We start from the raw sequence: 26,801 nt of genomic DNA, 5'->3' as shown, positions 1-26,801 counted from the left end.
GAGGAGAGGCAAAGATGAAGGTATCGTATCAATGGTTATCCGAATACGTCGATCTGAGTGGAACGACGCCCCAGGAGCTGGCTGAGAAGCTGACTCGCAGCGGGATTGAGGTAGACGCAGTAGAATCGCGCAACGCAGGTGTTTCCGGTGTAGTGATCGGGTATGTCAAAGAACGCAGCAAGCACCCGGACGCTGACCGTCTGAGCGTATGCGTGGTCGATGCGGGGCAAGGCGAAGACCTGCAAATCGTCTGCGGAGCGCCAAACGTAGACAAAGGGCAAAAAGTACCCGTCGCGCTGATCGGCGCAAAACTGCCCGGGGGCCTGAACATCAAGCGCTCCAAGTTGCGCGGCGTGGAATCCCAGGGCATGATTTGCTCGGCAAAAGAGTTGGGGCTAAACGACAAGCTGCTGGCAAAAGACCAGCAGGAAGGCATCATGGTATTGCCGGAGGATGCGGAAATCGGTATGGACGCAGTCTCCTACCTCGGGCTGGACGACTACGTGCTGGAGCTTGGCCTGACGCCAAACCGCTCTGATTGCCTGAGCATGCTCGGCGTTGCCTACGAGGTGGCCGCTATCTTAGGCAAAGAAGTGGTGCTGCCGCAAATCGAGCTGACCGAAGACGGCGGGGAGAACCCGCTGGAAGTTACGATCGCAGCCGAAAACGAATGCTACCAATACCACGGCCGCCACTTCACGAATGCCAAAATTGCGTCTTCCCCGCAATGGATGAAAAATCGCCTGATGGCAGCAGGCATTCGCCCGATCAACAACGTGGTAGACGTCACCAACTACGTTTTGCTGGAGTACGGGCAGCCGCTGCACGCGTTTGACGCGGCGCAGGTTCAGGACCGCAAAATTGTCGTCCGCCTGGCAAACGCAGGGGAAAAGCTCGTTACTTTGGATGACCAGGAGCGCGAACTGGATGAGCAGACTCTCTTGATCGCCGACCCGGCAAAAGGCTTGGCCATCGCCGGCGTGATGGGCGGAGCCAACTCCGAGATTACGAACGAGACGAAGGAAATCATTCTCGAAGCCGCCTGGTTTACGCCAAAAACAGTCCGCCGCACCGCCCGCACACTCGGCATGCGCACAGAAGGCTGCGTCCGTTGGGAAAAAGGCGTCGATCAGGCGCGCGTGCAGGAAGCGGGAGAGCGCGCCGCTGCTTTGATCCAGCAACTGTCGGGGGCCAGCGTGTCCAAAGGCATCCGCTCCGCAGTCGTAAACGAAGCGAAGCCGGCCGTTGTCACCGTGACTTTGGACAAAATCAATCAACATCTGGGAACGAGCCTGTCTGCCGCAGACGTTTCCCCGATTTTTACGCGTTTGCAATTTCCGTTCACAACCGAAGGCGAAAGCTGGACCGTTACCGTGCCGACGAGACGCGGCGACATTACACTGCCGGAAGATTTGGTGGAGGAAGTGGCGCGTCTGTACGGCTACGATAACATCCCGACCAGCCTGCCGACTGGCTCGACCACGCAAGGCCAACTGACGCACGAGCAAAAGCTGCGCCGCACGATCCGTCACCATCTGATCGGCACGGGCTTGAGCGAGGCGATTTCCTACGCACTGGTGCACCCGGACCGCGTGGAGGCAGTTGCGGGTCTGCATCAGGAAAAAGTAAGCCCGGTGTCCCTCTTGATGCCGATGAGCGAGGAGCACAGCACACTGCGCACCAGCCTCGTTCCAAGTCTGTTGGAAACCGTCGCCTACAACAAAAATCGGCAAAATCACGACGTCGCCATTTTTGAGCTGGGCCGCGTGTTTTTGACGCGCGAAGAGTCGCTGACGCAGCTTCCGGAAGAGCGTCTGTACGTGGCAGGTGCGCTGACAGGGCAGCTTTTGCCGCAAAACTGGATGGGCGCGAAACAGCCTGTAGACTTTTATCAGGTCAAAGGGATTGTCGATTCGCTCCTGGCGCGCCTGGGCATCCGCACAGCCCAGTACAAAGCGGCAGCGGACATTGCCGGCATGCACCCAGGCCGTACAGCGGAAGTATGGGCAGGCGACAAACGGTTGGGCTATCTGGGGCAAGTACACCCAGGTACGGAAAAAGCGTACGATCTGTCTGAGACGTACGTGTTCCAGTTCGATGTGGCTGTGCTGATCGAGGCGGCTGCCGAGGTTGGACACTACAGCCAGTTGCCTAAGTTCCCGGCGGTAACGCGCGACCTGGCGCTGGTCGTAGATCGCAGCGTGCCTGCGGGTGCGTTGGAAGCGACCATTCGCGAAGCGGCGGGCGAGCTGCTGGAGTCGTTGACCTTGTTCGATGTGTACACAGGCGAGCGGATTGCACAGGACAAGAAGAGCATGGCGTTTGCTCTCGTGTTCCGCCACGCGGAGCGCACTTTGCAGGATGAAGAAATCCAGCAGGTGACAACCGCTGTTGTCGAAGCGCTGAAAAACAATACGGGTGCCGAACTGCGGATGTAAGATGGCTTGACGAACTCTGACATTTTCAGTAACCTAAAAAGGATACAGTAGAGCAAAGGTCGCAGTAGGGAGGAACCCCTCGTGCAAGGTGATGGGAAAAATCGTTTGACGGTGGATATCTTCGGCCAACAATACCGGCTCAGTGGCAAGGCAAGTGTCAATCACATACGCATGGTGGCCGGTTTCGTTGATGACAAGATGAACGAAATCGCGAACGGCAACCATCGACTGGACACCGCTAAAATTGCCGTACTCTCTGCGGTAAACATCGCGGATGAATACTTCCGCTTGCGGCAGGAGTACGAAGAACTGCTGAAGATCCTTCAGGAAGATGCAAATGATAAGCCGATAGATTAAGGAGAAAAGAGGGGCGCTGGCCTCTCTTTTCGCGTTGTGCGGCAAAAGCTTGGACAAAAAGGAGGGGCAACTCATGGAAGTGGGCAACCAACTGGCTACAGATAGCGAAGACTGGACGCTGGCAGAAAAAAACGAGAAACTGGGAGCGGTCTTGCGCGAAATGGGGACAGTGCTGGTGGCGTTTTCAGGCGGCGTTGACAGCACGTTTTTGCTGGCGAGGGCGGTTGAGGAACTGGGCGAGGCAGCGATTGCCGTGACTGCCGCTTCGGAAACGTTTCCCACCCGCGAGTTTGAGGCGGCGAAGAGGCTTGCCGCCCAGCTTGGCGCACGGTTTGTCACAACGGAAATTCGCGAGATGGAAAATCCGAATTTTGTGTCCAATCCGGTGAACCGCTGCTTTTATTGCAAAGACGGCCTGTACGAGCATTTGGGCCGGATGGCCGAAGAAAACAGCTGGAATGCGGTCATTTGCGACGGAGCGAACATGGACGACCGCGGCGATTACCGTCCCGGCCGTGCCGCCGCCGCCCAGCGCGGTGTGCGCAGTCCGCTACAGGAGGCCGGGCTATACAAAGACGAGATCAGGGCGCTGTCCAAGGAGAGGGGATTGCCTACGTGGAACAAACCGTCCTTTGCCTGTCTTTCCTCCAGGATTCCCTACGGCTCGGAGATTACGCTGGAAAAAATCGACCAGATCGACCGGGCGGAAGGCTATCTGCTCAGTCTTGGCTTTCACCAGGTCAGGGTCCGCCACCACGACACGATTGCGCGCATTGAGGTCAGCCCGGCGGATTTCAGCCGCCTGCTCGCCCGCCATGTCGAGATCAACAGGACGCTGCAAGAGATCGGCTTTTCCTACGTGACGCTCGATTTGTTCGGCTATCAGACGGGCAGCATGAACGCTGTGCTGGGAACGGAAGTGAAAAAGCAGCATGGATGACGTCAAACGCATTTTGCAGCAAGTCGCTTCCGGACGGTTGAGCGTGGAGCAGGCCGAGGAGCAGCTTTCCGGGATCAGCCGCCTGGACTACGCCACTCTCGATCTGGCGCGTTCAGCGCGGACGGGATTTCCCGAAGTCGTCTACGGAGAGGGCAAAAGCGCCAGTCAGCTCGTCGGGATTATGGAACGGCTGCGCGAGCATCAAAAGCTCGTTTTGGTCACCAGGGCAAGCGAGCAGCAAGCAGACAAAGTCCGGAAGCGGTGGCCAGACGTCCAGTACATAGCAGAGGCGCGCTTGCTTTTGTCCACAAAAGAGCCGCTCGTGCCGGAGCGTGACGGCTACGTCGCGGTCGTGGCAGCGGGCACGTCAGACTGGCAGGTGGCGCAGGAAGCGGCCTGGACGGCGCGCTGCTTTGGCAGTGAGGTCAAGGTGATTGTCGATGTGGGGGTCGCCGGAATCCATCGGCTGTTCCAGCGCCTGGAGGAGATCAGGGGTGCCAGCGTCATCGTCTGTGTGGCCGGCATGGAGGGGGCGCTCGCCAGCGTACTGGCTGGACTCGTCGACAAGCCGATTATCGCGGTGCCTACGAGCGTCGGCTACGGCGCCAGCTTTGGCGGCGTTTCTGCGCTGTTGACCATGCTCAACTCGTGTGCTAACGGAGTCGCGGTAGTCAATATCGACAATGGCTTTGGCGCAGGCTACCTGGCTGGGATGATTCATCGCCAGTCTGCACAACCGCAATAGAAGGCCGATCAAACTGAAAAAGAGCCAGCCCGCATGTGACGGGTTGGCTCTTTTCGCGTAAAGCGGATCTTACGTTTCCTGGCGGTTTCCGGCATCCCCATTGCGCATGTCCATATGGGTCTTGATCGGAATGAACAGGTCGATGATCCCGATTACCAAAGACGCCAGAAGCGCTCCGATGACAGTCACATGGAAACCGGAGACGATAAACTGTGTCAGGTAGATCACGACAGCGCTGACGAGGAAGCCGATGATTCCGCGATTGTAGGGGGAAATGCGATCTCCGAACATGGCTTCCACGACCCAGCCCAAGAGGGCGATTACGACAGCGGCAAGAAAAGCAGTCCAGAAGCTGCTTACAGAAAACCCGGGTACCAGAAAGCCGACGAACATCAGGACGACGGAAGCGACGACGAAGCGGACGAGATGACGCATGATCGTCATGTAAACTCCTCCTTTTGGATTGGTTCATTTTCATTCTGGCTATTTCCGAGCCGAACTATGCCAAAGCGGGTGCGTGTAAAATTATCCTTGGAACGGCTGACATGATATAATGAGGAAATCGCAGTGATTGAAGGTTCAGACCGTTGTACTTATCCGCGCAGTCCGACGGTCGCCGGTGAGGAAATAAGGAGGATACAGTGGAACAACGGGTATTAAAAACTTTGGAATACGATAAAATTATCGCCCTGTTAGTCGACAAGGCATCTTGCACATATGGAAAAGAAAAAGCAGCGGAACTGACCCCCTTCGTGCGGCTGGACGAAGTGAAAATCGCCCAGCAGGGCACCGAAGAGGCTGCCACTGTCCTGCGCCTGAAAGGCAGCGCTCCGCTCGGCGGCATTCGCGATATCCGCGGTTCTGTGCAGCGCGCCAGGCTGAATGCGATGCTCGCGCCGATGGAGCTATTGGACATCGCCAGCACGGTCATGGCGGGGCGCCGTTTGAAGACGTTTTTGCTGGACATGTGCGAGGACCACGAAATGCCGCTCATAAAGCAGCAAGCCGAGCGCATCGAAGGCTTGCGCGAGCTGGAAATGGAAATTCGCCGCTGTATTGACGAAAACGGAGACGTCATGGACAGCGCCAGCATGGAGCTGCGCCAAGTGCGCCAGGAGATCAGGCAGGTGGAGTCGCGCATCCGGGAAAAGCTGGACCAGATGACGCGCTCCTCTTCTTATCAAAAAATGCTGATGGAAAACATCGTCACGATTCGCGGCGATCGCTTTGTCATTCCCGTGAAGCAGGAATACCGCCATGTGTTCGGCGGGATCGTCCACGACCAGTCCGCTTCCGGAGCTACGCTGTTCATCGAGCCGGAAGTGATCGTGTCGATGAACAACAAGCTGCGTGAACTGCGACTGCGGGAAGAGCGCGAGGTAGAGCGGATTTTGTACCTGCTCACCGAGCAAGTCGCTTTTGCCGTGGATGCGCTCGTCGAGAATGTCGATGCGCTGACCGAGCTTGACTTCATGTTCGCCAAAGCCCAGCTTGCCTGGAGCATGAAAGCCGTCTGTCCCAAGCTGAACGACCGCGGCTATTTGAACATGAAAAAAGCGCGCCATCCGCTGATCCCGCGCGAGGTCGTCGTTCCTGTCGACGTCGAGCTGGGCGGCGAGTACCAGGCGATCGTCGTGACGGGTCCGAACACGGGCGGGAAAACCGTCTCGCTTAAAACGATCGGGCTTTTGTCGCTGATGGCGATGGCGGGACTGCACATTCCGGCAGAAGAAGAGAGCGAGATGACGGTGTTTTCTTCCGTGTTTGCCGACATTGGGGATGAACAGTCTATCGAGCAAAGCCTTTCCACCTTTTCCAGCCATATGAAAAACATCATTTCCATTCTGGAAAAGATGGACGCGAAAAGCCTCGTGCTGTTCGACGAGCTGGGAGCGGGTACGGACCCGACAGAAGGGGCGGCGCTCGCCATGTCGATCATCGACCACGTGATTGACTCTGGAGCCAGACTGGTCGCCACTACGCACTACAGCGAGCTGAAGGCGTATGCGTACGACAGGCCCGAGGTCATCAACGCCAGCGTGGAATTTGACGTGCAAACCTTGCGCCCGACGTACCGTTTGCTCGTCGGCGTGCCGGGACGCTCCAACGCTTTTGCCATCGCCAGACGTCTCGGACTGCCCGAGGCGATCATCGAGGTGGCCCGCGGCTCCATCAGTGAGGAAGACAACCAGGTGGAGAGCATGATCGCTTCTCTGGAGCGCAACCGCAAATCCGCCGAGGCTGACCGACTGGCGGCAGCGGCGGCGAGAAAAGAAGCGGAGGAATTGCGCCGTCAGCTCGAGGAAGAACGCGCCCGGTTTGCCGAGGAGAAAAACAAGCTGATGGAACGGGCGGAAGACGAAGCGCGGATCGCCGTTCAATTGGCAAAAGAAGAGGCGGAGACGATCATTCGCGAGTTGCGCGAGATGAGAGACGAAGGCGTGGAGATCAAGGAGCACCGGCTGATCGATGCGAAAAAACGACTCGGCAATGCCGTGCTTGAGCTGGAGAAGGAAAAAGTGAAAAAGCCGGCCAAGGCCGTTCGCGCCACCCAGATCAAGGTGGGCGATGAAGTCATGGTCACCAGCTTCGGCCAAAAAGGAACCGTGCTGGAAAAGGTGAACAACGACGAGTTTCTCGTCCAGATCGGCATTATGAAAATGAAGGTCAGACGCGAAGACATGAACGTGCAAAACTCGATTACGCAAAAGCCGCAAGCCGCGCCGTACACATCCGTCAAGCGCAGAACGGCCAGCATTAAAATGGACCTCGACTTGCGCGGATACAACGTCGAGGACGCCATCCGGGAAATGGACCAGTTTCTCGACGATGCGCTTTTGGCTGGACTGCACTCGGTTTCCATCATTCACGGACACGGTACGGGCGTTTTGCGCAAAGGTGTGCATGAATATTTAAGAAGCCACCGCAACGTCAAATCTTTCCGCCTGGGCGGACAGGGGGAAGGCGGCGTTGGCGCGACCATTGCCGAACTGAAATAGAGATGTCGGGAGGAGATTCCATGGCAGGCCTTCTGCACAATCCATATTTTGCAACTGCTGCTTACTTTACCGTTACCGGACTCGCGATGATTTTGTTTTTGGCGATTTTCGAGCTGGTGACGCGCTATCGTGTATGGGCAGAGCTGAAACGTGGGAACATGGCCGTCGCGATGGCAACGGGCGGAAAAATTTTTGGCATCGCCAATGTTTTCCGCTATTCGATTCAGGCGAATCTTTCTTTAGGGCAGGCTTTGATCTGGGGTTCATTCGGTTTTTGCTTGCTTCTGATCGCTTACTTTATTTTTGAATTTATGACCCCCTCGTTCAAGGTGGATGAGGAAATAGCCAATGACAACAGGGCGATCGGCTTCATCGCGATGGTCCTGTCCATCGGCTTTTCTTATATTATCGGAGCGAGCCTGTCCAAGTAGGGCGCACTGTTTTTCGATCAGAAGCGGGGAGGGAAAGCGTGTGGGGATGGGAAGCAACCGTCCGGAGCAGTTCGCAGCAACCGTATGGGAAGGCGGCAAGGAGCGCAGCATCTCGCTTGCGCGGGGGGAAAACTTGCTGATGGCGCTGGTGCGCGCGCAGCTTCCGATCGATTTTTTCTGCACGACGGGAAAGTGTCGAACTTGTATGGTCAGGATGAATATTCCAGCAGGCTCGGCTCCTCCGCCGTCCGAGACCGAGCAATACCGTCTGGGAGAAGCCGTGCAGCAAGGGTATCGGCTTGCCTGCCAAGTTTATGTGACCGGGCCGCTGACCGTATTTTTGGACACTTCCGGTTCGGCATGAAAACAAACCCTTGTTGAACGATATTTCAATCGAGAGTATAATTAGGATTTGGCAGAGAGTTCCGCACTTTTTTTCCCAGACGGGTGCGGTCCCATGCCCTTTTGGACAGGGCCAAAGCCGACAATATGAATCATGGGGAGGAGCAGCCTTGGAGACGTTGTACAAGGTCCTCATAGGATTGTGCGTGGTTTTTATCGCTGCGGGCATTTACTATCTGTCATAAGCAATTTGCAAGTTGGCCGCGCGACTGTACGGTTGCACGGACCTTACCTTAGAGAACGTGAAAGAGGAGATACGCAATGACTCAGCCTGTGCGCGTAGCTGTAGTGGGATTAGGGTTTGTTGGCTTGCCGCTTGCTCTTACCTATGCCATGAAGGGAGCAAACGTCGTCGGCGTTGACGCCTTGCCTCACGTCGTGGATGAAATTAATGCGGCGCATTCCCACCATTTGGAGTCCTATCAGGGGAAAACCTTGCCGGAGATTCTCAAGGAACAAATTGAAGCAAAGCGTTTCCGCGCTACCACTTCCTACGAGGAAGCGGCTGCGGAAGTCGATCATTATATTGTGACCGTCGGTTTGCCGGTGCATAACGGCGACCCGGATCTCGGACCGTTGAAAAGCTGTGCCCAATCGCTCGGCAGCGTGCTGAAAAAGGGCGATACGATCATGATTCGCAGCACGGTCGTTCCAGGGACCACGGAAGAAGTGCTGAAGCCGATTCTCGAAGAAGTGAGCGGCCTCGTCGCAGGCGTCGACTTTTATTTGACGTACTGCTCCGAGCGGATTGCCGAAGGACGAGCTTTTGAAGAGTTCATCCACATGCCGCTCGTGCTTGGCGGCATCAACGAGCAGAGCGCCAAGAAAGGAAAAGAGCTGCTTTCCTTCATCAGCGAAACAGACATTACGATCTCGGACATCCGCGTGGTCGAAACCGCCAAAGTCATCGAAAACATCCAGCGCGACGTCAATATCGCGATGGTTCAAGAGTTCGCCCGCTTTTCCGAGGCGTTCGGGATCGACACGTTCGAGCTGATTAAGGTTGCCAACACGCACAAGCGCGTGAACCTATTGACGCCTGGTCCTGGCGTTGGCGGCTTCTGCCTGCCGAACGCCCTGTATTACTTGCAGCCAAAAGCTCGCGAGCTGGGCGTGTCGCTGCCGATCTTGCAGCAGGCGCGCATGACTAACGATGCTGTGCCGGAAGTGCTGATCGGCATGCTGGAAAAAGCGTTGCAGCAAAAAGGCAAGACGCTTGCAGGCAGCCGTGTAGCTGTACTGGGGCTTGCGATGAAGGACTTCTCCAACGACGACCGCGTCAGCCCTGTGCACGACATCATCAAGCTGTTGCTCGCCAAAAGAGTCGAGGTGCGCTCGTATGACCCGGCGGTACCGACTGCGTACGAGCACAAGCAAGACAGTCTGGAGGCAGCCGTTCGCGGTGCCGACGCCTTGATTTTGACGGCTGTGCAAAAACAGTTCGCGGACGTAAACTGGGATGAAGTAGCGGCGCAAATGGCCGACTCCGCGATTTTGTTCGATACGAAAAACCGCATTCCGCTCAACTCGGTCAGCAAGGCTACTGTTGTGCGTATTTAATCAAGCGCAAATGACAGCAAGTGGTCGACCGACCGCTCTCCGACAGCGAAATACCGCGTGCTGGGGAGTTGCGCGAGGGTACGGGTGCAACCAAACCGGAAAAAAGAGCCTCTGTAAACGCCCAGCGAAAGCGTTTATGGAGGCTCTTTCGTCTCGCAGTCAGGCAAGTTAGAGAGCTTTTCGACTGTCTTGAACCGGAGTGCTTTTTCGCAGCAAGGAGGGCTGGCAGAGCCGTTTTCGCCGCGCTCTCTTTTTTGGATGTATAACTCGTTTCGTTTATGGCAATAGTAACCAGGTAAGATCATATTTCAATCATGTAAGGGATACATGCTAGGAGGCAAAAATGGAACGTGGTAGAGTAAAATGGTTCAACAGCGAAAAAGGTTTCGGTTTTATCGAACGGGATGGTGCGGATGATGTGTTCGTCCACTTCTCCGCGATTCAGGGAGAAGGCTACAAATCCCTGGATGAAGGGCAAGAGGTCGAGTTTGACGTGGAAAACGGTCAACGCGGCCCACAGGCGACGAACGTTCGCAAACTGTAAAAGCCAAAAACGACAAACAGGCCCACTTGCTGGGCCTGTTTTTTTGCATTCCGGCGCAATCGCCTTTTTTTCCCACACCCTTTGTCCGGCGGCTGCATTCCTGGCGCCACGCGGACGCATCGGCCACACAGGTTGCGGGCGGAGGCGGAACCTACAAGCACAGGGGGTACCAATGCCGCAAAAAGGAAGGCAGAAAAGCAGCTCATAACGGAGCGCGAATAAGGCACGGCGCTATGCCCTGCCTTTTTCCTTTTGCCACGAGTAAAGTCCTAGAAAAACTCTGCCTCGGAAGCGAGGTTCAGCATCGCCCGCATCGTTTTGTACAAGTCCTGCGGATCGTCCGTGCTGTAATAAACGGTGTTTGTCGCCGTCTCATAGCGGGTGTGAGGGACGATTGCCGCCATTTCGGCTTGGCCGGCATGGGAAAACTCCATGGCCAGCGTAAGCGGACTGTCGTTCGTAAACGGAGCGATGGCGGATACATTGCCAAGCGCAAGCGCCGCCTGCTCCTTCAGTGCGGCGGTCGCTTCCTCGCGCGACAGACAGATAGCGGCTGTGCGCGACACCGCTTCCTTGACGATCGCTGTACGGATGCCAGGAATCAGCTCCCGCGCTTCTTCGGCGATGAGGTTGTCGCCGGACACCATGATGACCGGAACGTTGTACAAGCCCGCGATTGCCGCGTTAAAGCCAAATTCGCCTACGACCCGTCCGTTGATGTACATGTTGCGGACGACGCCGGACATGGTGTGGCTGAGCACGCCAGGGACCCCTTGGCGGGTATGGTAGCCGATAAACATGGCGGCATCGAAGCTCTCATCTAGCCCCTGCATCATCGAGCAATCGCGGGGCGAGCCAGCGAGCAGCCGCGCTTTCGGGTGCAGCTTTTCCCACAAAATGTTGTTCATCGTATTGTGGCTGTCCGCCACGACGATTTCCGTCGCGCCGCTGGCAAGCGCCGCTTCGATCACCGCGTTGGCGTCATCGGTCATGAACTGGCGGCCGCGCTGGTAGTTTACGCCCGAATCAGGATTGATGTAGCTGGTGTCGACGATGCCGGAGATGCCTTCCATGTCTACCGAGAGAAAAAGTTTCATGCTTCGTGTCATCCTTTCACGTGCGATTCATAATTGTTCCAGTTCTATGTAACCAGATTGTCCCTGCGGAGGCAACCATGAATCCAGATTGTTCAAACAGTTTTTACCCGCCAGCGGCAGCGCAAAAAGCACGAGCAGCGTCCATCAGACGGCCAGTCGTGCTTCGCTTATGACAACAGCTTTCGGTACAGAGACAAAATTTGAGCGGTCATCTGCTGAATCGTGAAAGTGGCTTCGACCTTTTCCAAGGCGTTTTGCGCCAGCGTCTCGCGCAGTTGTGGCGAAGTCCAGAGCTGTTCCATTGCTCGCGCCAATGCTGCGGAATCGTTCGGCTCGACAACCAGTCCCGTGCGCTCGTGGAAGACGAATTCCTTCACGCCGCCCACGTTGCTTGCGACGACAGGCACTTTGGCGGCCATCGCCTCGATAATCGTGTAGCCGAGCCCTTCGTACAGGGAGGAGTGAACAAAGCCGTCGATGGCATGCAGGCAAGCCGGAATGTCCTGCCGAAACCCGGCAAAGCGGACGCGCTCCGCAAGGCCCAGCTCCTGCACCTTCGCTTCCAGCGCCGGACGTTCCGAGCCGTCGCCGATCAGCACGAGATAAGGCGACGCTGCTTTGTCCTGCACAAGCGCGTGAAAGGCGTCGAGCAGAATCGGCAAGCCTTTGACTGGAACGAATCGCGCTACGGTTCCGAACAAAAAGGCGTCCTGCGGCACGTTCCACTCCGCGCGAAAACGGCTGCGGTCGCTCTCGCGAAGCTGATCCTGCTGGTAAGGAGACAAATCCATCCCGTTGTAGATCACGCTGATCGCGGAACTTTTCACGCCCTGCTCGCGCAAGACGTCGGCAATGGCGCCGCTGATGGCGATGTAGTGCCGATTCCAGTGGCGGGTGCTCCGCTCCATCATGCTGACGATCGCGTAGGCCAACGCGCCTGCGTAATCGTAGCGCAGCGAGCTGTGTACGGTCGTCAAGAGAGGCACCTTCATGCCGAGCGCGGCCAGCCGGGAAAAAAAGTTGGCCTTGATCCCGTGCGTATGGATGATCGCTGGCCCAAAAGCGAGGAACGTGCGCCGCAAAGCTTGCAGCAGACGAATGTCAAATCGGCCGAACTGGTTCAACGCAATCACCTTGATGCCAGCAGCCCGCAGCTTCTCGGCAAAGAGCGAATCGTAGAAGCAGACGACGGCGACGTCTACTTCCTCCGCAGGAAAAGTCGTAACCAGATTGAGAATATGTTGTTCCGCACCGCCAAATTCCCCCCCGCCAATCACGTGGAGGACGCGTAGTTTGCTCATGTAAATTCACCCGAATCTTATTCAAGAAAACCTCTGTCGAGGCTTGTTCATGGAGGAGCGATTGTTTTTTTAAAAAAGAAAAGAAGCTGGCACAGCGCCGCGAAGGGCTGCGAGCCTTCCATGCGTAAACAAAGCCATTCTCACTATAGCAGATGGCTGATAGATTCGCAATAAGACAGCACTTGTGGTATCGTTTAGGATGGAAAACGTAAAAACGAGAAGGACGGTTACAAGATGAATGCGCACAACGTGTTAATCATATGCTACATATTTCCTCCCATCGGCGGCGGCGGTGTTCCACGGCCGTTGAAAATGGCCAAATATTTGGGGGAGTTTGGCTGGAACGTCCACGTGCTTACCGTCGATCCAGTCTACCACGCCACGCTTGATCCTTCACTTCTGGCGCAGCTTCCAGGCGAGGTGAACATTCATCGGGCAAAAGAGTGGCAACTGCTGCCGGGGAGAGGACAAGCCACTGCCGTTGCCGCAGGTAGCTCGACTGACGACGCCCCGCGTGTATCGTTGAAGCAGCGGGTGAAAAAGCAGGTCGTGAACGTCTTGAAAAAGCTCAAGCCGTACTTGTTGATCCCGGACGACCAAATTCTCTGGCTGCCCAATGCGCTCAAGCTCGGGCGGGAAATCATGCGCCAGGAAAAAATCGACGTGATTTTTTCCACCTCTGGCCCTGTTACCAACCACTTGATTGCCGAGAAGCTCGCGGATGAGTTCGGCTGCAAATGGGTAGCGGATTTCCGCGATCCGTGGACGCAAAACATGCACACCTCTGGCATTGCCTGGCGCGAACGGTTGGAGGAGCGGATGGAAGCGAGAGTGATGGCAAAGGCCGATGCGATTACGACCGTCACCGCCACTTTTGCCAAAAACTTCCAAAATAAGCATCAGGAGCGAATCAAGCGGATGGAGCTGATTTACAACGGCTTCGACCAGGCCGACTTTCAGGAGCTGACGCCAAGCTATGCGGCGCCGGGAAAATTCCATGCGGTCTACGCGGGCATTTTGTATCAAAAGCGCAATCCGCGGCTGTTGCTGCAAGCGATCCGCGAGCTGATCGACGAGGGGCAGGTAGACAGGCAGGAACTGCTGCTCAGCTTCGCAGGCGTGTTTGACTATCCCGGGTATTCGGAAAACCGGGATTGTGTGGAAGCGCTGGGGCTTGCTGACATCGTGCGCGTATTGGGCAACCTGCCGCACAAGGAGGCGCTCGGCTTGATGAAAGCAGCCGATGCCCTGCTGCTCATCGGGGACGTGTCCGCTGACGCGGGTGCGTACATTCCGGGCAAGCTGTACGAATACATGGGGATCGGCAATCCGATTCTCGCGCTGAACAAAGCAGGGGAAGCGACAGAGATTATCGAAAACTTCCGTCTGGGCCAGGTGGCTGATCCGGAGCATAAGGATGCGATCAAGCAGGCGTACTTGCAACTGTATCGCGAATGGAAGGAGCAGAGCGGGAAGACGGGCAGCGGCGAGGCGCGCGGGGCAGATTTTGCGGAGCGCGTGAAGCCATACGAGCGCCGCGAGCAGGCGAGACAGCTTGCCGACCTGATGAACGAGCTGGTGAGCGGATAACGGAACAGCGTGCCGAGCCTCGGGCCTTGCAAAAGGCTGCGGGGCTATCTTTCTATGCCAAAACAAGATGAGGTGGAACGTGAATACTGCCATACTGAGCTTGCGGGCGTACAATTTCTTTTATTTTTCCCTGTTGTCCATTTTCATTTCGTTTTTGCCCGTCTATTTGACTTATCGCGGCATCACGCCGGCGCAAATCGGCGTACTGATCGGGGCAGGTTCGTTTATCGGCATATTGTCCCAGCCGTTTTGGGGGATGATGAGCGACCGCTACAAGACGATCAGGCGGATCATCCTGTTGACCTTAGGTCTGTCCATCGCGGCAGGAGTCCTGCTGTTCACCTCGGCTTCGTTTTTCGCGCTGTTTTTGCTGGTCGGCGCGATGTATTTTTTCCTGCTGCCGACCGATCCGTTGACCGAGAGCCTCAACTACCGGATTGCCGAACTGCACGGCACAAGCTTCGGCTCGATCCGCACGTTTGGCGCAGTCGGCTACGCGACGGCGTCGCTGTTCATCGGCTGGACGCTCGATCGGCTGGGGATGGGGCAGCTCGTCTGGCTGTTTGTCGGCTACGGCGTGTTTGCCTACGCATGCGCGCTCGTCATGCAGGATGCGCCTGCCAGCAGCAAGTCGTTGTCCTGGCAGGAGTTGAAGCAGTTTTTCCTCTATCCGCAAACGCAGCGCTTCTTTCTGCTCGTGCTGATTGCGGCGACTCCGCACCGGACGAACGACAGCTTCCTCGGCGTCTATGTGCAGAGCCTGGGCGGCACGACGGGGGATGTCGGGCAAGCGTGGTTTTTGGCGGCGGTGAGCGAGGTCGCGTTTTTCGCGATCAGTGCCAGACTGCTCGCCCGCTGGAGCGAACTCAGGCTGATAATGCTCGCCTCCGCGCTGTATGCGATCCGCTATGTGCTCTGTGCAATCGCCCCTTCGGCGGAGTGGGTCGTTTACTTGCAATTGACGCAAGGCGTCACGTTCGTCCTGTTTTACACAGCTACGATTCAGTACTTGTACAAAATCATCCCGGAAGAGTGGAAGGCGACAGGGCAAACAGTGCTGGCCGTGTTGTTTTTCGGCATTTCCGGCATCATTGGCTCGCTCGTCGGCGGCTGGCTGTTCCAGCAAGGCGGAGGGGCGGCGCTCTACTGGGCGATGGGGATATGCTCGGCAGCCGCCTTCGTCTACAGCCTGATCCTGGCCAGAGCCGGCAAGGCAGCGGGCGGCCTCGGGCTGTAAGAGAGCGAAGCCTTGACGAAGCGCAGCAAACAAAAGAGCCTGCCGCGAATTTACTCGCAGCAGGCTCTTTTTTGTTGCCAGCGGCTGTAGCGAAGCCAGCCCCTAGTACAGCAAATATTTTTCCACTTCTTCCGGCTCTTTGATGTTGATGCCGCCTGTGTCGCCGTACTTGTACAGGTTGAACTTCACCTGCTGGTCCATCGTTCCGGCCTCCGGCAGCGGCAAGATGATCCATGTCTCGTACTGGTGGATCAGGCGATCTTCCTTGCCGTACCAAAACGTCGCCTTGATTGTCGATTCTTTCAAAATATATTCGAGGTCAGGGCGGTCGCCGACCAGCTTTTTCAACGGTTCAAACAGCGGGCTTTGGCTGTCTTTTAGCCATTGTGCGCCCGTCATCTTCACCTGGAAAGGCACGCAGACGACGCCGATTACTTTTTCATCCGGCAATTGCACTGCCCGGTCCATGAACGGCAGCCAGTCCTCGAAGCCTTTCAGCACGTCAAATTCGAGCGGCTCATCCGGGGCTGTCACCCAGTAATCATTCGTGCGGATGTAGCGCTTGTCGCCGATGCGATAGTACGTATAAGGCTGTGCGGCGATACGCGTGCCGACGTTGTACCCTTTGTCGTTGAGGACGGCTCCGTCGAACATGCTGGTCGTCGTCCGGGCGAGGATGCGGTTAAGCACGTGGCCTCTGTACCAGAATGCCTGTGCTTCTTCCGCCGTTTTCCCTTTTTCCAGAGCGGTTTTCAGCCATTCGGCAGCCGATTCGGTTTGGGCCGTAGTCGGCGGCGCGGGCTGCGTATCGAAGTTGGTGGTGGCAAATGCCTTCGTGCCGGACTCATACGTGCAGCCGCCGAGCAGGGAGGCTGTGCAGATGGCAGCGAGCAATGCCCATGCCTTTGTCAGTTTACGCATGGCGAACCCTCCTTACGACTCCGTAAACGAGCAGTCCCGCGAACAGAACGATGGTCAGCCAGAATACAGGGATGCTGTGCTGTTTGAACACGAGAATGCGGTGCGTATTTTCCATGGAGGCGATGATTTCGTTTTGCTTGTCGCCGTCGATGTCTCCAATCTGGACGTTGATGAGCGGCAAGTAAATGCGCCAGTTTTGCTTCAGGCCCTCCGGCGTGTAGTCGTAGCCGGACAAGTAAGGCGCGTCCGTCGTGCTGACCCAGCTTCTCGCCTTGGCGATGATCTCCGGCGTCTGGTCGCTGCCAACCGCGGCGAAGTTGGAGAAGCGGAAGCTTTTGTCGTGAGCGTTGCTCGCCCAGAGAATGTCCCAGGTACCGTCTGGCTTTGGCTTCAGAATGTACGAAGGGCGGCCTGCTACGAGCAGCTCGTCTACTTTGTCGTGGTCGATGTCGGCAGGGATGAACTCGCCTGTTGCAAGCTCAGCCTGCTTGCGGGTCAACTGGTACGCTTCTGTCAGCGTGCCGTCCGGTTCGACAGCCAGCACACTCAAATGCTCGCCAATGACAATCAGACCTTCGCGGCCATCCGGCAGCATCATCGTCGAAAGCAGCTTGGTGGCTTTTGTAGTGCCGCCAAATGGTCTGCCGTCATACGTACCGGTCAGCATGCCGTTTGTGATGTGCAAGTTTTTGTAGTTGCGGCCCAGCTCCTGGCGCACATCCATGCTGCCCTGATTTTGTTCCAGCATGTTGGCGATGTTGTTCAGATCGAGCACAAAGGCGCGGTGAGCCGTTGTGCCCGCCTGCATCATCGCTTCGGAATACGACTGACGCTGCACGTTCGGTACGAGTTGCCCGTCCTTCATGGTGTAATACGGGAAGCCAGGGTAGTCGGTCGGCAGCATTTCCTTGATTCGCGTCATGGCTTCTGCCGGGATTTGCTCGTTTGGCATCCGCACCATTTGTCCGTCTTTCCAGGTCAGGATGTAGAGCGTGAGCGGCTCCGCTTGCAAATGGCGCAGCTTTTCTGCCAACGCCTGTTTCTCTTCCTCTGTCTCCGGCTTTTCTGTCTTTTCGGGCAACGGCAGTTCCTCGGCGTTGCCGTAGGTGACGATCTCCATTTTGCCGTCGCCGTCGACGTCGTACAGCGTCATCGGGAAGTAGTTCACCCAGTCGCCGTTGTACAGCCGGCTGGACTCGTACTGCACGGTAAAATGGCTCAAAGCCGTCAGCGTATAGCGGTTGAATGTGACATTGGCCAGCACGGCGATCAGCACGAGCGAGCCGACTGCGCGCCAGTTCAGGCGGCCGTACCATTTGGCGAGCAGGGCAATGACGATGATGGCAACCGCGCCACCGATCAAAAGAGCCGCTGTCGTTTTGACGTCCACGCGGGTCAGGGCGCGATCCAGCAGCAAAAAGCCGATCGTAAACACGAGCACCTGGCGCCGTTCAGACGGATGAATCACGTAGTAGCAAAAAGCGAGCAACGGCAGGAAAATCAGCAAAGCGATCCACGTCAAGTCAAGAAACGCGGGCTTGACGAGCAAATGGTAGATCAAAAACAGGGCAATGGCGTACAGCGCCCAGCTTATCGTAGAGAGAATAGGATTGCGGCGCATAGGTTCACCACCTTTTGTTTTGTGTTTGGTCGACGTACAGAGCGCAGAGGAAGCCGCCAAACAGCCAGAAATAGAGGGCCATGAACGGCACCTCGAAAATATTTTCCACGAGGTTGTGCGTCGCGACCGCAATCAACCCGCCAAACAGTCCGAGCACCGAGAAAAAGTGCGGCGAGCCTTGCAGCTTGGAAACAAGCCCGGCTCCGTATTTGAGCATGGAGACGACCAGGCCGATCAGCAGGATAATCCCGATCAGGCCGTACTCGGCGAGACTTTTGAAGAAGTAGCTGTCCGAGTAGATCGTGCCAAAATGCCTCGACGCTACGGCTCCCCCGTGATGGCCGAGCCCGACGCCAAACAGCGGCTCGATGCGCATTTTGTCATACGCCTCACCCCAGCGGCCTACACGTCCGCCCTGGCTGCTCGATTCGAAGTATTCAGGGGTAAACAGGGTGAAAATGCGGTTTTTCACCGTACCTACCATCGGAACCGATTCCGGGACGAAGAACAGGGCCACGAGCCCGATGATGCCCGCGAGCACCAAATACCCGGCGATCCGCTTGTTCCATATGTAAAAGCAGACGAACAGAGCGAAAGCCAGCGCAAACCAGGCTCCGCGCGATCCGGTCAACAACAGGGCGAGCAACGTCGTCAGGGTGACGATCGCCCACACCCATTTTTCCTTGCGGCTGGTCGCTTTCATGAACAGTCCGGCGGCCACTGGCGCGATCAAGGCCATGTAGCTTCCGAGCACGTTCGGGCTGGTGACGAACGAAAAGGCGCGTGTCGTGATCGCTTCGCCTTCCTGCACCCACGATTCGGGCGTTTTGACTCCGAGCACGACTTGCATCACCCCGACGACGGCAGCCAAAAAGCCGATCAGGGCGAGTCCTTTCATAAACTTGTCCAGATCATCGGCGGACTTCAGCAAATAAAAGCCCATCAAAAAGGCGATGATGTACTGGTAGACGGAGCGAAAACCCTCCACGCTCGCCTCCCAGTTGGCCATGTCCGTCACCATCAGGGCGAGGCCGAGGACGAAAAACGCACTGAGCAAATGCTTGATTCCAGGCATGGTCCGGTTCGTTTGCAAAAAGGCGCCGAACGTAAACACCATCAGGATGATGAGCAACGCTTCATCCCAAAAAGACGAAACGACTGGAATCGGTAGAATCTTTCGCAAGACATAGTCGGTTACCGGATAGGCCAACAGCAGATACAACCACGTGGTTGATTGGCTTCCCCACTTCAACACGGTTTCTCTCATTTTGTTTGTAGTCCTCCTACAGGTAGGGATTAACCTACCCATTATAATGAATCCGGCAACCTGCAAGCAAGCTGGGGCGGAAAGAGGTTGGTAGGAACGCTAGAAATAAGATATGATAACAGGTGTGTTTGAGACGGAACAAGCTGGGGAACCAGACGTCTCGATCTTGCTACGAACGAAGAAACAGGCTGTGCCCGATTGCTGTCGATGCGACGGACACCGTAGTTTTGAACGAGAGATAGGAGAATTGGGTCATGAGTTTGTTGAGGATTGCTTCCATGATTGTCGTGCTGACTCTCGTGGGAAGATTGCTGGGCTTTTTTCGCAGCGTGTACGTATCCAGTCTGTACGGCACAGGGATGGAGGCGGATGCGTTCAACATCGCCGCCACGATTCCGCTGACGCTGTTTCTGGTCGTGCCCGGCGCGATCAACGCGGTGCTGATCCCGACGATGCGCGGACTGATTGAAAAAAAAGAGCCGACTGGCGAGCTGTATCACAAAATGCTTGCGATCATTCTGGGAATATTCGCACTGCTGTCTGTGCTGGGCATCGTCTTTTCCCACCAGCTTGCCGCGATGTTCGGCCTGTCCGGGGAAAAGTTGGCGCTGACCGCCGAGATGCTGCAATGGATGTGGCCTTCCGCCGTCTTCATCGGGCTGACTGGCTTGTGGTCGAGCCTGTGCAATGCGCACCAGCATTTTTTTACCCCGACATTGGGGACGGTAGCAAACGGAGCGCTCGTGATCGCCGGCATGTATGTGCTCGTGCCGCTGTACGGAGCGGTGGGCCTAGCGATTGCGACGAGCATCGGCTATTTGGCGGCGATGCTTGTAATGCTGCCGACCTTGCGCGGCTTTGGCTATCGGCACCGCTTGTCGCTCGCCTGGCGTGACGACGCTTCCTTAAAAGGAATGGGGGAGCGCGTCATCCCGATTTTGATCGGCGCTGTTGTGGCACAAGCGACGACCTTTATGGAAAGAGGCTTCGCAGAAGGGGTAGGAACGGGAGTCGTCTCGGCGCTTGCCAACGCGAACCAGATCGTGCAAATGCCGATGGCGATTTTTGTCGGCGCGTTTACGCTGCCGCTGTTCCCTCTGTTGGCCAGCCACGTGAAACGGGGAGAGATGGCCGAGATGAAGCAAATCCTGCAAAAAGGACTTGCCTATCTGTTCATCCTGCTCGTCCCCGTCACGGTCGGACTTGCCCTGTACGCAGAGCCAGTCGTGCGGCTCGCCTTTGAGCGCGGCGCATTCGATGAGCACTCGGTTGCCTTGACGGCCTGGGCGTTGCCGTTTTACGGCCTGGGGCTGTACTTCCTGGCAGCGCGCGATTTGCTCACCCGCGCTTTTTACGCTCTGGAAAACACCAAGACGCCCGTCATTATCGGGGCGATCGGAATTGGTGTGTACGTGCTGGCCAACTGGCTGTTGATCCCGCTCTTGGGACACGGCGGCATCGCGCTGGCGAATGCGGTATCCGCCATCTGTCAGGCGCTCTTGCTGTTCGTCCTGCTCTGGAGGGCGGTAGGCAGCCCTGTCCGGGCGAGTTTTCTCAAAACGGCAGCCAGGACGCTTTTGGCCTGCGCGATCATGGGCGCGGCGATTGTGCTCGTCGACCCGTGGCTGTCGCTTCTGTCCGTCTGGCTGTATGTGCCGATCGGCATTGCAGGCGGCGCATTAGTCTACGTGGCCGTGATGGCGCTCCTGCGCGAGCCGCTCGTCTCCGAGCTGTTGCAAAAGGTCAGGAAGCGCTCTACTCCGGCGGCAGGACGCTCGTAAGCGGACATTCGCGGATCGCGTAGCGAATTTTTCCCGAGCCGGTAGGCGGGATGTGGTCGACGTATGACACCTGCACGCTCACTTCGCCCAGCGCGGAGCGGATTCCCGCCAAAAGCTTCGCTTCATCGGCGGGCAAAAAGCGGTCCGGCTCCTTCACGAGTTTTAGGCTTAGCCGCTGCGGCTCGTGCTGGACGATCTGGAAGGTGCGAAAGCTGTCCAGGTTGCGGACGATGTGGTTGAAGTAGTGGCCGTGCACGTACTGCCCGTGCTGGGAGATGAACATGTCGTCCTCCCTGCCGTCGATCGCTTCGAGCAGCGGAAACGAAATGTCGCACGAGCACGTTTTCGCAGAGAGCGCGACGACATCGCCCAGTTGATAGCGCAGGCGCGGCATCGCTTTGTTGTGCAAATCCGTGACGAGCAGGGCGCCGGGAACACCGGGAAACACGGGAATGTGCGTGAGCGGATCGACCACTTCCAAATAGCTGTTTTCGGAAAAGGCGTGCATGTTTCCGGCAGGGCATTGGTAGGCGATAATCCCGCCGTCGCGCGCGCCGTACTCGTTGACGACAGGCGCTGCGAAGGCGGCTGCAATCGCCTGGCGCTGATGCTCGTGCAAGCTCTCCGCCGTGGAGACGACCGCTTTGAGCGGGATGCCGAGCGTCGTGCCTCTTTGCAGCATCATTTGCGCGAGCGTGTACAGAGCCGAGGCGTAGCCGTACAAATAGGCGGGGCGGAACCGTCTGATGAGCTTCAATTGCGTATCCAGACGGCGTTCGTCCAATTCGTAGGCGGAGAGCAGCAAGCGGTTTTTCAGCCAGCGCTCCTTCCAGCGATATTGCCTGGCCTGTTGCTGGTTAAGCTCCAGCGGCGAGCCCCAGAGCATGACACACGGGTCGCCGATCTGGATGCCGTGCCAGGAGAGGCCCAGCCAGCGTGCCGCCTCGTAATGTTCGACAGCCGGACGGTCGAGGTAGAAGCGGGTCGGCTCCCCGGTAGAGCCGCCCGTGCGGTTTTGGATCAGCTTGTCGGTGCGAATCCCGCTGCTCAAGTACGCGTCGGGATTGCGCCGAAAACGCATCTTGTCGAGGGGCGCAAGCTTTTGCAAAAAGCGTTCCGGCGCTTCCCGATACTCGCTCCAGACCTCAGTGTAGTCGGCGTAGGCCGGCACGTGCCGGACAGCGTGATCGAGCAGCCTTTGCAGCTTTTCGCGCTGGCGGCTTGCCAGCACCTCCCTGGACAAATGCTGGGCGGCTTGCAGCTTTCGCATGTACGGGCGCGTGCGGTTTTCCTTCAGTACCTCCATCAAGGGCCACTGTACTTGGCGAATCAAAAAACCCGTTAGGGCCATCCTTATTCCTCCTACGCTTCCCATCAGACGATTCGAAGAAGTCAATGGAATCTGTTTTTCACCAGTATTCCAGCCAAATTCCATCGATATACCTGTTTGCTGGAAGGAGGAAATGATAGTAGGATAGAGGGTGGGTTCATGGCGATAGCCAGCCCCCAAGTCAAAGCGACGCAAAAAGGAGTTACCCATGTTGAAAAAAAGTCACTTTCTCGCAGGGGCGCTGATTCTGGCCATCGCGGGAATTTTGTCAAAAGTAATCGGGATGTTTTACCGCATCCCTCTGCAGGAGATCGTCGGGGACAACGGTCTTGGACTCTATCAGGAGGTGTACCCGCTCTACCTGACTTTCCTCATTTTGGCGACGGCAGGTGTGCCAGTCGCGCTGTCGCGGGTCATTGCCGAGGCGCTCGCCGAGGGCAAGCAAGGCTCTGTCGGGCAGATTTTGGCGCGGAGCATGGTGATGATGGGCGGGATCGGGATTGTACTGTTCGCGATTTTGTACGTCAGCTCGCCGCTGATTGCCAAGCTGATGGGCAACCCGCATCTGATCGAGCCGATCCGGGCCATTTCGCTGTCCTTGCTGTTCGTGCCGCTGATTGCCGTCATTCGCGGCTTCTTTTACGGCCATCAAAAAATGCTGTACGTCGGTCTGTCGCAGATCGTGGAGCAGACGTTGCGGGTGATTTTCATTCTGGTCGCTTCGCTCTACCTGGTCAGGCTGGGAGAGGACACCGATACGGTCATTACGGGCGTCAACTTCGGGACGATGATTAGCACGCTGCTCAGCCTCGGCTTTCTCGCGCTGCTCATGTGGCTGCACAACCGGAAAAACTCCGTGTTTGCACACGCAAAGTGGGGACGTCTTGACTGGTGGTACGATCGCGCGTTTTTCGGCTCCATGTGGCGAATCGCCTGGCCGATCTGCGTCAGCGCGCTCGTCATTCCGATTTTCAGCTTGACCGATTCGTTTCTGGCGATCAATATTTTCCGCTACATATGGAATGTAGACGGCTTGACGGCGGATACGTGGTTCGGCATTTACAGCCGGGGCGGCCCGCTTTTGCAAATGGCGAGTTTGTTCGGCTCCTCCATTGCGCTCTCGATCGTTCCTGCGATTGCGGAAGCCAAGCGGCAAAAAGACCAGGAGCGCGTCACGACCTTGACCAAGCTGTCTCTGCGCTTCGCCTGGCTGATCGGCCTGCCGGCTGGGCTTGGACTGACAGCCGTAGCCGAAGGGGCCAACCTGGCGCTCTACGGCGACATGGAAGGGACGCGGGCGATGGCGATTCTGGGCATCAGCGCGATTCCGCTCTCGCTGCTACTTGCGACCAACGGCATTTTGCAAGGGATCGGCAAAGAGAAAATTCCTGCGCGCCATCTCTTGTACGGCGTGATCGTCAAGGTCGCAACGACACTCGTGTTCACCTCCATGTTCGGCATGGACGGGCTGTCCTTGTCGTGGCTGTGCGCGACCGCGTTTGTCTGCATTCTCAACATGCGGGTCATCAGCAAGCTCGTGCAGGTGCCGATCCACTGGCGCTTTGATACGATTTATCCGCTGCTCGTCGCCAACCTGATGCTGCTGCTCGCATGGGGCGCGACCGAAGCCGTTGGCCTGCTGCTCGCGGGCAAGGAAAAAGTTCGCCTGCTTGGCGCCATCGAAACGGTTACGGGCGTAGGCGTGGGACTGGTCGTCTATTTGGGCCTGCTGCTGTTGATCCCGCTGATCGAGGACAAGGAGCTGGACTGGCTGCCTGGCGGGGCCAAGCTGCGCGCCTTTATCAACCTCATCCGCAAGAAACAGGCGTCGTCGAAGGCGCAATAACGCAAGTTTGGCTGGGCAAAAGAAAATCCCCTTTCTCCACATCAGGAGGAAGGGGATTTTTGATACACGCAGACGACCATTTTGACGAAAAACTCGCGGAAGCCAGGCACGTTTGCCAAGCCCTTAAGCTGGTTGCGCAGCGGAATCTCGCGCTCGTAGACGGCAGGATGCTTCACGCCTTTTTGAATGTTGCGGAAACGCTTGATCGTCATCCGGTTGATGTAGGAGATCGTCTCGCTGCCATCTGGCCGTTTGTCAAAGCGGAACGAGATGCGGTCAGAACCGTCCGGCAAATCGCGCACCAGCTTTTTGTAGGCGTCGATCAGCGCCTGTTCGGAAAAGAGGGCGTGCACCCACGGAATGCCGATCGCGTCCGACAAATGCGCACCGTACGGGTGATAGTACGGCGGGAAGTTGATGTACAAGTGTCCGCCGGGCTTTAAGATGCGGAAGCACTCTTCCAGCGTCTTTTCCGGCTCGCCCACGTGCTCCATCGCGTCGTTCATGATGATCGTGTCAAACGTGTTGTCGGCAAAATCCGTGCGGGCAGCGTCGCCTGTCATGAAGGAAACGACGTCAGCGAGCCCCTTTTCCCGGGCAAAGGCATTGCCTTCCTCGGCGTAGTGCGGAACGATGTCAATCCCGATCATCTTTTTCGGGCCGAAGGTGGCGTAGTAACATGTTTTGCCGCCGCCGCCACAGCCGATGTCCAGCACCGTTTTGTCGCTGAACATTTGCTCTTGGGAGTGGAAGGGGAGGAAAAACTGAATCGTCTGGTCCCCTTTTTGAAACTGCCATTCGGTATAGCTCATCTCCCCGTTGTTCGCCAGGTTGAACGGGTGAACGGGGAGCGGGAAAAGCCGGTTTAATCCGAGCAATACTTGCGAAGAAAAGGACATAAGCGCGTCCTCCTTTCCTGTAAAGCCTTATTTTCGCAGCGCCTGAAGCACCAGCTCGCTGCTTTTGGCCGCTTCTACCGCAAGCGTGCGGGAATGCGCGGTCACGACCTCAATCTCGGCGTCGAGCTTGTCGATTTTCTCGGCCAGCAGCGCGAGAAGCTGAGTCTCGTCCAGCTTCGTGATGTGGCCTGCATTCGGCATCCCGGCGCGCTCGACAAAGCGGTCGATTTTCGGATCGTAGGAGATGCCGATAAACGGAATGCGCAGCATGCAGGCGAGAATGAGCGAGTGCAGGCGCATGCCGACGACGTAGTCGCACTGTTTCAAAACAGACATGATATCGTGAAAAGTAACGGGCGCATCGAGTAGACGTGCTCCTGTCTGGGTCATCTGTGCCATGATTTCTTTGGATGGCGCCAAATCGCTGGGAACGTGCATCGGGAGAAACAGGACATTCCAGCCGCGCAAGACAAACCAGTCCGCCGCTTTGGCGATGGTCCGCTTGAACGCCTGTTCCTGCTTCCAGTCCCGCACGGAGATCGCTACCAAAGGCTTGGCAGGGTCGGCGAACATGCCTTGAAGCAGTTCTTTTCCGCGCGCATCCGGTATATCGTCAGGGGAGATCGTCAGGGCAGGATCTGCTGTGACATGGATCGGCGCTTTTTTGACGCCGCACGCCTTGAAGTCTTCTCCCGATTCATAGTCTCGCACGGTAATGACATCAACCCGGTTCACTACGCGTTTGATGACCTGGCGGCTGAGTGATTTGAGAATAGGGCCAAACCCTTGAGCGTAAAAGACCACGGGCTTGCGGAGAAGCTTGGCGATGGTGACGATGCCCAAATAGTAGAGAACACTGCGCGGACTGGTCACGTCCTGCATCAGCGTTCCGCCGCCCATCACTAGCATGTCGCTGCGCGAAAGCTCACGGACGATGGTTCCAAAGCTCCAGCGGTCATAAGCTTCAATCCCGAACAATTCCGCAGTCCGATCAGGTTGATTGGACAGAACGGCGAGAGAGATATTTGGTTGTTCCCGCGTAAGAGAGCTGATGATGCCGTACAGGACCACATCGTCTCCGGCATTGTTAAAGCCGTAGTACCCGGAGATGAGAATTCGCGACATGGAGTGAACCTTCTTTCTATATCAAACGTACAGGAAAAATACATTCTCAAGTATAATCGAGTAAACAAGAGGAAGTAAAGCGACCCCGGTACAAAACTTGGCGTCCCGGCTTTTCGCGATAGACCTTGGGCTAGCTGGTTTTCATAGGGTATAATGAAAGCGCGCGCGAACAATCGGGATGGGCGCCTTACGCGAACAGATAAAAGAACCCCATCGCAAACATGCCGATGCCGAGCAGGATCAAGGCAATCATCACGACGAGCAATCCTTTGTTTTTCCGGCGTCGGTAAAAAAATTCGTCAAACATGGCAAGCCTCCCTGCAGTAAAATAGTCCATTCTACTATCATACCATGTTCCCTAGCAAACTTG

Annotated in this window: 22 protein-coding genes; 13 read left to right on the top strand and 9 right to left on the bottom strand. The window is 56.7% G+C overall.

Going from position 1 to position 26,801, the window contains the following annotated elements:
* Window positions 1–14 precede the first annotated feature (14 nt).
* From pheT to larB, 4 genes are all read left to right on the top strand, one after another.
* Window positions 15–2,438: a phenylalanine--tRNA ligase subunit beta gene (gene pheT, locus M655_RS19565; RefSeq protein WP_026557758.1), complete on the top strand. Its 2,424-nt coding sequence runs from the start codon at window positions 15–17 to the stop codon at window positions 2,436–2,438.
* A gap of 81 nt (window positions 2,439–2,519) precedes the next feature.
* The gene (gene zapA / locus M655_RS19560) at window positions 2,520–2,795 is read left to right on the top strand and encodes a cell division protein ZapA (protein WP_005829271.1); all 276 of its coding nucleotides are present in this window, start codon (window positions 2,520–2,522) and stop codon (window positions 2,793–2,795) included.
* A 73-nt stretch (window positions 2,796–2,868) separates the two neighbouring features.
* Window positions 2,869–3,735, top strand: coding sequence for an ATP-dependent sacrificial sulfur transferase LarE (larE, locus tag M655_RS19555; protein WP_005829270.1), 867 nt, complete (start codon window positions 2,869–2,871; stop codon window positions 3,733–3,735).
* Complete coding sequence (gene larB / locus M655_RS19550) at window positions 3,728–4,480, top strand: nickel pincer cofactor biosynthesis protein LarB (RefSeq protein WP_025844141.1); 753 nt, start codon at window positions 3,728–3,730, stop codon at window positions 4,478–4,480. Before larE ends, larB begins: the two co-directional genes overlap by 8 nt.
* A gap of 69 nt (window positions 4,481–4,549) precedes the next feature.
* Here the strand turns inward: larB and M655_RS19545 are convergent, their stop codons facing one another.
* A complete protein-coding gene (locus M655_RS19545; RefSeq protein ID WP_005829266.1) occupies window positions 4,550–4,924 on the bottom strand; it encodes a phage holin family protein in 375 nt (124 codons plus the stop codon).
* A 197-nt stretch (window positions 4,925–5,121) separates the two neighbouring features.
* On the opposite strand from M655_RS19545, the gene M655_RS19540 reads away from it, so the two are divergent.
* The 5 genes from M655_RS19540 (at window position 5,122) to M655_RS19520 (ending at window position 10,416) form a co-directional block, all read left to right on the top strand.
* Entirely contained in the window at window positions 5,122–7,479 is a 2,358-nt protein-coding gene (locus tag M655_RS19540; RefSeq protein ID WP_005829265.1) for an endonuclease MutS2, read from the top strand.
* 20 nt (window positions 7,480–7,499) lie between these two features.
* Entirely contained in the window at window positions 7,500–7,910 is a 411-nt protein-coding gene (locus M655_RS19535) for a DUF350 domain-containing protein (RefSeq protein WP_005829263.1), read from the top strand.
* A gap of 46 nt (window positions 7,911–7,956) precedes the next feature.
* Window positions 7,957–8,274, top strand: coding sequence for a 2Fe-2S iron-sulfur cluster-binding protein (locus tag M655_RS19530; protein ID WP_005829262.1), 318 nt, complete (start codon window positions 7,957–7,959; stop codon window positions 8,272–8,274).
* Window positions 8,275–8,573: 299 nt separating this feature from the next.
* Window positions 8,574–9,872 (top strand): nucleotide sugar dehydrogenase, encoded by a 1,299-nt coding sequence (locus M655_RS19525; protein ID WP_005829260.1) that lies wholly within the window; start codon window positions 8,574–8,576, stop codon window positions 9,870–9,872.
* Window positions 9,873–10,215: 343 nt separating this feature from the next.
* Window positions 10,216–10,416, top strand: coding sequence for a cold-shock protein (locus tag M655_RS19520; protein ID WP_005829259.1), 201 nt, complete (start codon window positions 10,216–10,218; stop codon window positions 10,414–10,416).
* Window positions 10,417–10,685: 269 nt separating this feature from the next.
* Here the strand turns inward: M655_RS19520 and M655_RS19515 are convergent, their stop codons facing one another.
* Together M655_RS19515 and M655_RS19510 are read right to left on the bottom strand one after the other, a co-directional pair.
* Window positions 10,686–11,513, bottom strand: coding sequence for a M55 family metallopeptidase (locus M655_RS19515; RefSeq protein ID WP_005829257.1), 828 nt, complete (start codon window positions 11,511–11,513; stop codon window positions 10,686–10,688).
* 167 nt (window positions 11,514–11,680) lie between these two features.
* A complete protein-coding gene (locus M655_RS19510) occupies window positions 11,681–12,814 on the bottom strand; it encodes a glycosyltransferase (RefSeq protein WP_025844139.1) in 1,134 nt (377 codons plus the stop codon).
* 234 nt (window positions 12,815–13,048) lie between these two features.
* Here M655_RS19510 and M655_RS19505 point away from each other — a divergent pair, with 234 nt between their 5' ends.
* Both M655_RS19505 and M655_RS19500 read left to right on the top strand, forming a co-directional pair.
* Window positions 13,049–14,404, top strand: a complete 1,356-nt coding sequence (locus tag M655_RS19505; protein ID WP_026557760.1) for a glycosyltransferase family 4 protein — start codon at window positions 13,049–13,051, stop codon at window positions 14,402–14,404.
* Window positions 14,405–14,483: 79 nt separating this feature from the next.
* Complete coding sequence (locus M655_RS19500; protein ID WP_007776646.1) at window positions 14,484–15,641, top strand: MFS transporter; 1,158 nt, start codon at window positions 14,484–14,486, stop codon at window positions 15,639–15,641.
* 102 nt (window positions 15,642–15,743) lie between these two features.
* On the opposite strand, the gene M655_RS19495 is transcribed toward M655_RS19500, so the two are convergent.
* From M655_RS19495 to M655_RS19485, 3 genes are read right to left on the bottom strand one after another with little or no spacing between them, the layout of a single operon-like run.
* On the bottom strand, window positions 15,744–16,562 hold the full coding sequence (locus M655_RS19495; RefSeq protein WP_007776647.1) for a hypothetical protein: 819 nt from the start codon (window positions 16,560–16,562) through the stop codon (window positions 15,744–15,746).
* Window positions 16,555–18,183, bottom strand: coding sequence for a DMT family transporter (locus M655_RS19490; protein WP_005829249.1), 1,629 nt, complete (start codon window positions 18,181–18,183; stop codon window positions 16,555–16,557). Before M655_RS19490 ends, M655_RS19495 begins: the two co-directional genes overlap by 8 nt.
* A gap of 4 nt (window positions 18,184–18,187) precedes the next feature.
* A complete protein-coding gene (locus M655_RS19485; RefSeq protein ID WP_026557761.1) occupies window positions 18,188–19,450 on the bottom strand; it encodes an O-antigen ligase family protein in 1,263 nt (420 codons plus the stop codon).
* A gap of 254 nt (window positions 19,451–19,704) precedes the next feature.
* Here M655_RS19485 and murJ point away from each other — a divergent pair, with 254 nt between their 5' ends.
* A complete protein-coding gene (murJ, locus tag M655_RS19480; protein WP_005829246.1) occupies window positions 19,705–21,231 on the top strand; it encodes a murein biosynthesis integral membrane protein MurJ in 1,527 nt (508 codons plus the stop codon).
* On the opposite strand, the gene M655_RS19475 is transcribed toward murJ, so the two are convergent.
* A complete protein-coding gene (locus tag M655_RS19475) occupies window positions 21,206–22,582 on the bottom strand; it encodes a phenylacetate--CoA ligase family protein (RefSeq protein WP_026557762.1) in 1,377 nt (458 codons plus the stop codon). The two genes, murJ and M655_RS19475, sit on opposite strands and share 26 nt — an antisense overlap.
* 187 nt (window positions 22,583–22,769) lie before the next feature.
* Between M655_RS19475 and M655_RS19470 the strand changes: the two genes are divergently transcribed.
* On the top strand, window positions 22,770–24,407 hold the full coding sequence (locus M655_RS19470; RefSeq protein WP_005829244.1) for a polysaccharide biosynthesis protein: 1,638 nt from the start codon (window positions 22,770–22,772) through the stop codon (window positions 24,405–24,407).
* Window positions 24,408–24,448: 41 nt separating this feature from the next.
* Here the strand turns inward: M655_RS19470 and M655_RS19465 are convergent, their stop codons facing one another.
* Both M655_RS19465 and csaB read right to left on the bottom strand, forming a co-directional pair.
* Window positions 24,449–25,306: a class I SAM-dependent methyltransferase gene (locus tag M655_RS19465; protein ID WP_005829242.1), complete on the bottom strand. Its 858-nt coding sequence runs from the start codon at window positions 25,304–25,306 to the stop codon at window positions 24,449–24,451.
* A 27-nt stretch (window positions 25,307–25,333) separates the two neighbouring features.
* Entirely contained in the window at window positions 25,334–26,431 is a 1,098-nt protein-coding gene (csaB, locus tag M655_RS19460) for a polysaccharide pyruvyl transferase CsaB (RefSeq protein ID WP_005829241.1), read from the bottom strand.
* Window positions 26,432–26,801 lie beyond the last annotated feature (370 nt).

It is taken from the genome of Brevibacillus sp. NSP2.1 (assembly GCF_000470975.2).
In the GTDB taxonomy this organism is placed as follows: domain Bacteria; phylum Bacillota; class Bacilli; order Brevibacillales; family Brevibacillaceae; genus Brevibacillus; species Brevibacillus agri.
This window is presented reverse-complemented; position numbering and strand designations above follow the sequence as displayed.

Coding starts and splice junctions, on each gene's coding strand:
- pheT (WP_026557758.1), top strand. CDS start 15: ATGAAGGTATCGTATCAATGGTTATCCGAATACGTCGATCTGAGTGGA.
- larE (WP_005829270.1), top strand. CDS start 2,869: ATGGAAGTGGGCAACCAACTGGCTACAGATAGCGAAGACTGGACGCTG.
- larB (WP_025844141.1), top strand. CDS start 3,728: ATGGATGACGTCAAACGCATTTTGCAGCAAGTCGCTTCCGGACGGTTG.
- M655_RS19545 (WP_005829266.1), bottom strand. CDS start 4,924: ATGACGATCATGCGTCATCTCGTCCGCTTCGTCGTCGCTTCCGTCGTC.
- M655_RS19535 (WP_005829263.1), top strand. CDS start 7,500: ATGGCAGGCCTTCTGCACAATCCATATTTTGCAACTGCTGCTTACTTT.
- M655_RS19530 (WP_005829262.1), top strand. CDS start 7,957: ATGGGAAGCAACCGTCCGGAGCAGTTCGCAGCAACCGTATGGGAAGGC.
- M655_RS19525 (WP_005829260.1), top strand. CDS start 8,574: ATGACTCAGCCTGTGCGCGTAGCTGTAGTGGGATTAGGGTTTGTTGGC.
- M655_RS19520 (WP_005829259.1), top strand. CDS start 10,216: ATGGAACGTGGTAGAGTAAAATGGTTCAACAGCGAAAAAGGTTTCGGT.
- M655_RS19515 (WP_005829257.1), bottom strand. CDS start 11,513: ATGAAACTTTTTCTCTCGGTAGACATGGAAGGCATCTCCGGCATCGTC.
- M655_RS19510 (WP_025844139.1), bottom strand. CDS start 12,814: ATGAGCAAACTACGCGTCCTCCACGTGATTGGCGGGGGGGAATTTGGC.
- M655_RS19505 (WP_026557760.1), top strand. CDS start 13,049: ATGAATGCGCACAACGTGTTAATCATATGCTACATATTTCCTCCCATC.
- M655_RS19495 (WP_007776647.1), bottom strand. CDS start 16,562: ATGCGTAAACTGACAAAGGCATGGGCATTGCTCGCTGCCATCTGCACA.
- M655_RS19490 (WP_005829249.1), bottom strand. CDS start 18,183: ATGCGCCGCAATCCTATTCTCTCTACGATAAGCTGGGCGCTGTACGCC.
- M655_RS19485 (WP_026557761.1), bottom strand. CDS start 19,450: ATGAGAGAAACCGTGTTGAAGTGGGGAAGCCAATCAACCACGTGGTTG.
- murJ (WP_005829246.1), top strand. CDS start 19,705: ATGAGTTTGTTGAGGATTGCTTCCATGATTGTCGTGCTGACTCTCGTG.
- M655_RS19475 (WP_026557762.1), bottom strand. CDS start 22,582: ATGGCCCTAACGGGTTTTTTGATTCGCCAAGTACAGTGGCCCTTGATG.
- M655_RS19470 (WP_005829244.1), top strand. CDS start 22,770: ATGTTGAAAAAAAGTCACTTTCTCGCAGGGGCGCTGATTCTGGCCATC.
- M655_RS19465 (WP_005829242.1), bottom strand. CDS start 25,306: ATGTCCTTTTCTTCGCAAGTATTGCTCGGATTAAACCGGCTTTTCCCG.
- csaB (WP_005829241.1), bottom strand. CDS start 26,431: ATGTCGCGAATTCTCATCTCCGGGTACTACGGCTTTAACAATGCCGGA.